This is a genomic window from Ramlibacter sp., assembly GCF_035706265.1.
Taxonomy (GTDB): domain Bacteria; phylum Pseudomonadota; class Gammaproteobacteria; order Burkholderiales; family Burkholderiaceae_C; genus Ramlibacter.
Genome location: NZ_DASSVG010000261.1, coordinates 1 through 5,676, shown reverse-complemented (window position 1 = coordinate 5,676; position 5,676 = coordinate 1). Strand labels below are relative to the sequence as shown.

The window sequence follows — 5,676 nt, the reverse complement described above, 5'->3', positions numbered from 1 at the left end:
GGTGTCCTGCGGCACGATGCCGATGGCCTGCCGCACGCTCGCCTGCGTCACGTCGCGGATGTCGTGGCCGGCGATGGTGATGCGGCCCTGCTGCACGTCGTAGAAGCGGTACAGCAGGCGCGCCAGCGTGGACTTGCCGGCGCCGGACGGGCCGACGACGGCCACTGTCTTTCCGGCGGGGATCTCGAAGGAGACGTCGCGCAGGATGGGCCGGGCGGGGTCGTAGTGGAAGCTGACGTGGTCGAAGCGGACGGTCCAGGGGGAGGCGGAGGCGGAAGCGCCCCCACCCCTACGCTCCCCCAAGGGGGGAGGGAGCAGGTCAGTAAGCGGGCGGGCGCCGGGCTTGTCGGCCACCTCGCGCTCGCGCTCCATCAGGGCGAACATCTTGTCCAGGTCGGTCAGGCTCTGCTTGATCTCGCGGTACAGCACGCCCAGGAAGTTGAGCGGGATGTAGAGCTGGATCATGAAGCCGTTGACCATGACCAGGTCGCCCAGGGTCATGCGGCCGTCCACCACGCCCAGCGTCGCGCGCCACAGCATCGCCACCAGGCCCACGGCGATGATGGTCTGCTGCCCCGCGTTCAGCAGCGAGAGGGTGGTCTGGCTCTTCAGGCGGGCGCGGCGCAGCCGTTCCAGGCTGTGGTCGTACCGGTTCGCCTCGAATTCCTCGTTGTTGAAGTACTTGACGGTTTCGTAGTTCAGCAGCGAATCCACCGCTTTCGTGTGCGCCGCCGAATCGAACTCGTTGGCCTCGCGGCGGAACTGCGTGCGCCATTCGGTGATGCTCACCGTGAAGACGATGTAGACCGCCAGCGCCGACCCGGTGATCCAGGCGAACCAGGCGTCGAATTTCACCGCGAGGATGCCCAGCACCAGCCCCACCTCGATCAGCGTGGGCACGATGCTGTAGAGCGAATACGAGATCAGCGATTCGATGCCGCGCACGCCGCGCTCGATGTCGCGAGTCATGCCGCCGGTCTGCCGCTCCAGGTGGAAGCGCAGCGAGAGCGCATGCAGGTGGCGGAAGGTCTCCAGCGCGATGCTGCGCGCCGCGCCCTGGGTGGCCTTGGCGAACACCAGTTCGCGCAGCTCGGTGAAGAGCGTGGTGGACAGGCGCAGCACGCCATACGCCACCAGCAGGCCCATGGGCACCACCAGCATCGCCACCGTGCTGCCCGGCTTGACGTCCATGGCGTCCACCAGTTCCTTCAGCAGCATGGGCACGCCCACGTTGGCGAGCTTCGCGCCCACCATGAAGGCCAGCGCCGCCGCCATGCGCCACTTGTACTGCCAGAGGTAGGGGAACAGGCGGCCGAGCGTGGCCCAGTCGGAGCGGCCCGGCCGCGGCGCATTGGCTGCGGCCGAGGGCGGGGGAAGGGAGGAAGACAGTTCGCCGCCGCGGCGCATGGAGGACAATCCGTTCAGGTGATTCCTGCAGATTGTGCCCATGTCCACAAAACCAAGTGACGCGCTGCCGCCCCACGGCCCGGCCACCCCGCCCTCCGACAAGGAACTCGTGCTCAAGGTGATGCCGATGCCGGCGGATACCAACGGCAACGGCGACATCTTCGGCGGCTGGGTCATGGCCCACGTCGACCTGGCCGGCGCCATCCTGCCGGCCCGCATCATCCGCGGCCGCATGGCGACCGTCGCGGTGAAGGAGTTCGTGTTCAAGCAGCCCGTGCGGGTGGGCGACATCCTGAGCTTCTATTCCTCGGTGTCGCGCATCGGCCGCACTTCGGTGACGGTGGACGTGGAGGTGTTCGCCGAGCGCCTGCAGCGCCAGGGCGAGTTCGTCCGCGTGACGGAGGCGCTGGTGACCTACGTGGCGATCGACGAGAACGGCAGGCCGAAGCCGATCGAGCGCTGAGCCGCTACGGCACGCCGGACCCGTGCCGCCCTTCCCCCGCCGCGAAGCGGGCCGCGCCCTCCAGTCCGTCGGCGATGCGTTCGCGGCTGCGCTCCCACTCTCCGCGCAGGGCCTCGGGTAGGGGCTTGCCCCACTGCGCATACGCATTCATGCGGTCGGCCCGCAGCGTCTCCTGCGGAAAGGCCGCGAGCTGGCGCGCCAGGGCGATCGCTTCCTCGCGCGCCGCGCCACGCGCTACCACGCGATTCGCCAGCCCCATCGCCAGCGCCTCGCGCGCTTCCACCTTGCGGCCGGTGAGGATCAGGTCCAGGGCGTGCCCCAGGCCGACGAGCCGCGGCAGTCGCACGGTGCCGCCATCGATCAGCGGCACGCCGAAGCGGCGGCAGTAGATGCCGAAATAGGCGTCTTCCTCCAGCACCCGCAGGTCGCACCACAGAGCGAGCTCCATGCCGCCCGCCACCGCGGCGCCGCTGACGGCCGTGGCGGCATCGACGGCGTTGCGCACCTGCGGCCGGTCGAGGGTGACGACCGTCACCGGGCCGGTCTTTTCCACGTGCACGGCAGGGGCGTCCATGGGCCATTACAGCGCTTCTGCCGTGCATCCGCCACCGCGCCAGGGTTCGGGCGAACCCTGTGTTGCGCCCGCAAGCCGGCCGCTATAAACATTTTCGGCGGACCCGTCCGGAGGGAAAGGAGCGGCGCAGGTGCAGTTCCTCCAGCTTGTCATCAGCGGCATCGCGCAGGGCTGCATCTATGGCCTGATCGCGCTCGGCTTCGTCCTGATCTACAAGGCGACGGAGACGGTGAGCTTCGCCCAGGGCGAGCTGATGATGCTAGGCGCCTTCTTCGGCCTGGCCGCGATGGGGACCATGGGTTTTCCCTTCTGGGTCGCGGTGCCGGTCGCCATCGCGGCGATGGCCGTCTTCGGCCTCCTGCTGGAGATGGTGGTGATCCGCCCCATCCTCGGCCAGCCCGCCTTCTCCATCGTGATGCTCACCATCGGCATCGGCTACGTGGCGCGCGGCCTCGTCACCATGCTGCCCGGCATCGGCACCGAGACGCACACCCTGCCCGTGCCGTACAAGGACCAGACGTGGCAGCTCGCCGGCCTGGTGCTGAACGTGGAGCAGATGGTGGTGATCGCGGCCACCGCGGTGCTGTGCGCGCTGCTGTATGCCGTATTCCGCTACACGAAAGTCGGTATCGCCATGCAGGCTGCCTCGCAGAACCAGCTCGCGGCCTGGTACATGGGCATCCCGGTCAAGCGGCTCAACACGCTGGCCTGGGGTCTCGCGACGGCCGTGGCCGCGGTGGCGGGCCTGCTGCTCGCGCCGATCACCTTCGTGCACGCCAACATGGGCTTCATCGGCCTGAAGGCCTTCCCCGCCGCGGTGGTGGGCGGCTTCGGCAGCCTGCCGGGGGCGATCGCCGGCGGGCTCGTGATCGGCGTGGTGGAGTCGCTCTCGGGCTTCTACCTGCCCGAGGGCTTCAAGGACACGGCGCCCTACATCGTGGTGCTGGTGATGCTGGCCGTGCTGCCGAACGGCCTGTTCGGCGAGCGATTGCAGAAGAGGGTCTGATGAACCCCCACGCTCGTCACTGCGTGTACTCGCTGCCCCCCGAGGGGGCCTCAGCCTCCTTGAGGCGGCTCGGCGGAGGCTGAATGCGCTTCCTTTTCAAGACGGATTACGGGCAGGACATCCGCCTTGCAAAACACGGCGGCCACGTGTTCTGGTACGGGCTGCTGCTCGCGCTGCTGGGGGCGGCGCCGCTGCTGCTGCCAGAATACCTGCTCGCGCAACTGACCTTCATCCTGATCTACGGCATCGTGGGCCTGGGGCTCATGCTGCTGGCCGGCTTCACCGGGCTGTTCTCGATCGGCCACGCGGCCTTCTTCGGCGTCGGCGCCTACGCGCAGGCGGTGCTCACCGGCCTGGCCTGGCCCTTCCCCTTCGCGCTGCTGGCGGGCGCCGCCCTGTCGGCCGCCGTCGGCGTGGTGGTGGGCCTGCCGGCCCTGCGCGTGAAAGGCATCTACCTCGGCATCGCGACGCTCTCCTTCGGCTTCATCGTGCAGGAGGTCTTCGCGCGCTGGGAGAGCGTGACGGGCGGCAACGTCGGCAAGACGGTCGGTGCGGCCCGCATGTTCGGCTGGGCGGCCGACACCGCGCCCTCCTTCTACTACCTGTGCCTCGCGCTCGCCATCCTGGCCACGCTCGCCTGCGCCAACCTGCTGCGTTCGCCGACCGGGCGCGCCTTCGTCGCGATCCGCGATTCGGAGATCTCGGCCCAGAGCATGGGCATCCACCTGGCCCGCTACAAGACGCTCAGCTTCGCGATCTCCGCCGCGCTGGCCGGCATCGGCGGCGCGCTCTATGCGCACCAGATCCGCTTCCTCTCGCCCGACCAGTTCGACATCATCCAGTCGATCGACCTGCTGCTGATGGTGGTGATCGGCGGCCTCGGTTCGCTGCACGGCGCCTTCCTCGGCGCCACCTTCCTGATCGGCCTGCCGCAGGCGATCAGCTCGGTGAAGGACGTGCTGCCCGAGGCGATCGGCCAGGCGCCGGGCCTGAAGACCGTGGTGTACGGTGCCGTGCTGATCGCCTTCGTGCTGTTCGAGCCGCTGGGGCTCTACGGCCGCTGGGTCAAGGTGCGCACCTACCTTCAGCTCTTCCCCTTCTACCGGCGCGGCATGTTCCGCCGGCAGAAGGCCTTCCAGAAGTCGGAGCGGCTGCGGTGAACGAGACCCTGCTCTCCGCGCAGCACCTGGGCGTGCGCTTCGGCGGCGTGCTGGCGGTCAACGACGTGAGCTTCGACGTCCAGCGCGGCGAGGTGCTCACGCTGATCGGCCCCAACGGCGCGGGCAAGACGACGGTGTTCAACCTGATCAGCCGCATCCACGATCCCAGCAGCGGCGCGATCGAATTCGAGGGCAAGCCGCTCACCGGCCAGCCGCCGCACCGCGTCGCCGCGCTGGGCATCGCGCGCACCTTCCAGAACATCGAGCTGTTCGAGCACGCGACGGTGCTGCACAACCTGCTGGTGGGCCGCCACACGCACCGGCGCACCGCCCTCTGGCAGGACCTGTTCTTCACCTCCCGCGCACGCGCCGCCGAAGTCGAGGCCCGCGAGAAGGTGGAGCGCGTGATCGACCTGCTGGAGCTGCAGCACCACCGCGACGCCACCGTGGCCGGCCTGCCCTACGGCGTGCGCAAGGTGGTGGAACTGGCCCGAGCGCTGTGCACCGAGCCCAAGCTGCTGCTGCTCGACGAGCCCTCCTCCGGCCTCAACGTGGAAGAGACGGAAGACATGGCCTTCTGGATCGAGGACATCCGCCGCGAACTGGGCGTGACCGTGCTGATGGTGGAGCACGACATGAGCCTGGTGTCGCGGGTGAGCGACCGCGTCGTGGCCATGAACCAGGGCGAGGTGGTGGCCGTGGGCACGCCGGCGCAGGTGCAGCGCGACGCCCGCGTGGTGGAGGCCTATCTCGGCGCCGGCGAAGAGGCGCCGCAGCGGCGCAAGGAGGCGGTGCGATGACGTCCAACCCGCCTGCCGTCAGCGACCTGCCGGTGCTGCGCCTCTCCAACGTGGAGAGCGCCTACGGCCCGATCAAGGCGATCCGTGGCGTGAGCCTGCAGGTGCGCCGCGGCGAGATCGCCACGGTGCTCGGTGCCAACGGGGCCGGCAAGACCACCATCCTCCGGACCATCTCCGGCATTCTCGATCCGCGCAAGGGCAGCGTCGTCTACAAGGGCGAGGACATCACGGCGCACGATCCCGCCTCGATCGTGCAGGAGGGCCTG

6 protein-coding genes and 1 pseudogene are annotated in these 5,676 nt (G+C 69.1%); 5 read left to right on the top strand and 2 right to left on the bottom strand.

Annotation, left to right across the window (positions count from 1 at the left end):
• Window positions 1-1,407 (bottom strand): ABCB family ABC transporter ATP-binding protein/permease (locus VFM98_RS09645; protein WP_325109709.1); only part of this gene is annotated, 1,407 nt, incomplete at its 3' end.
• Window positions 1,408-1,447: 40 nt separating this feature from the next.
• Between VFM98_RS09645 and VFM98_RS09640 the strand changes: the two genes are divergently transcribed.
• Entirely contained in the window at window positions 1,448-1,870 is a 423-nt protein-coding gene (locus VFM98_RS09640) for an acyl-CoA thioesterase (protein ID WP_325109708.1), read from the top strand.
• A gap of 4 nt (window positions 1,871-1,874) precedes the next feature.
• Here the strand turns inward: VFM98_RS09640 and VFM98_RS09635 are convergent.
• Window positions 1,875-2,348 (bottom strand): annotated as a pseudogene (locus tag VFM98_RS09635) (enoyl-CoA hydratase-related protein); the annotation flags it as partial.
• 226 nt (window positions 2,349-2,574) lie between these two features.
• On the opposite strand from VFM98_RS09635, the gene VFM98_RS09630 reads away from it, so the two are divergent.
• The 4 genes from VFM98_RS09630 to VFM98_RS09615 all read left to right on the top strand — a co-directional run.
• Window positions 2,575-3,450, top strand: a complete 876-nt coding sequence (locus VFM98_RS09630; protein WP_325109706.1) for a branched-chain amino acid ABC transporter permease — start codon at window positions 2,575-2,577, stop codon at window positions 3,448-3,450.
• Between the two features lie 83 nt (window positions 3,451-3,533).
• Window positions 3,534-4,610 (top strand): branched-chain amino acid ABC transporter permease, encoded by a 1,077-nt coding sequence (locus VFM98_RS09625; RefSeq protein WP_325109705.1) that lies wholly within the window; start codon window positions 3,534-3,536, stop codon window positions 4,608-4,610.
• Window positions 4,607-5,410: an ABC transporter ATP-binding protein gene (locus tag VFM98_RS09620; RefSeq protein ID WP_325109704.1), complete on the top strand. Its 804-nt coding sequence runs from the start codon at window positions 4,607-4,609 to the stop codon at window positions 5,408-5,410. Before VFM98_RS09625 ends, VFM98_RS09620 begins: the two co-directional genes overlap by 4 nt.
• Window positions 5,407-5,676 (top strand): ATP-binding cassette domain-containing protein (locus VFM98_RS09615; protein ID WP_325109703.1); only part of this gene is annotated, 270 nt, incomplete at its 3' end. The genes VFM98_RS09620 and VFM98_RS09615, both read left to right, overlap by 4 nt.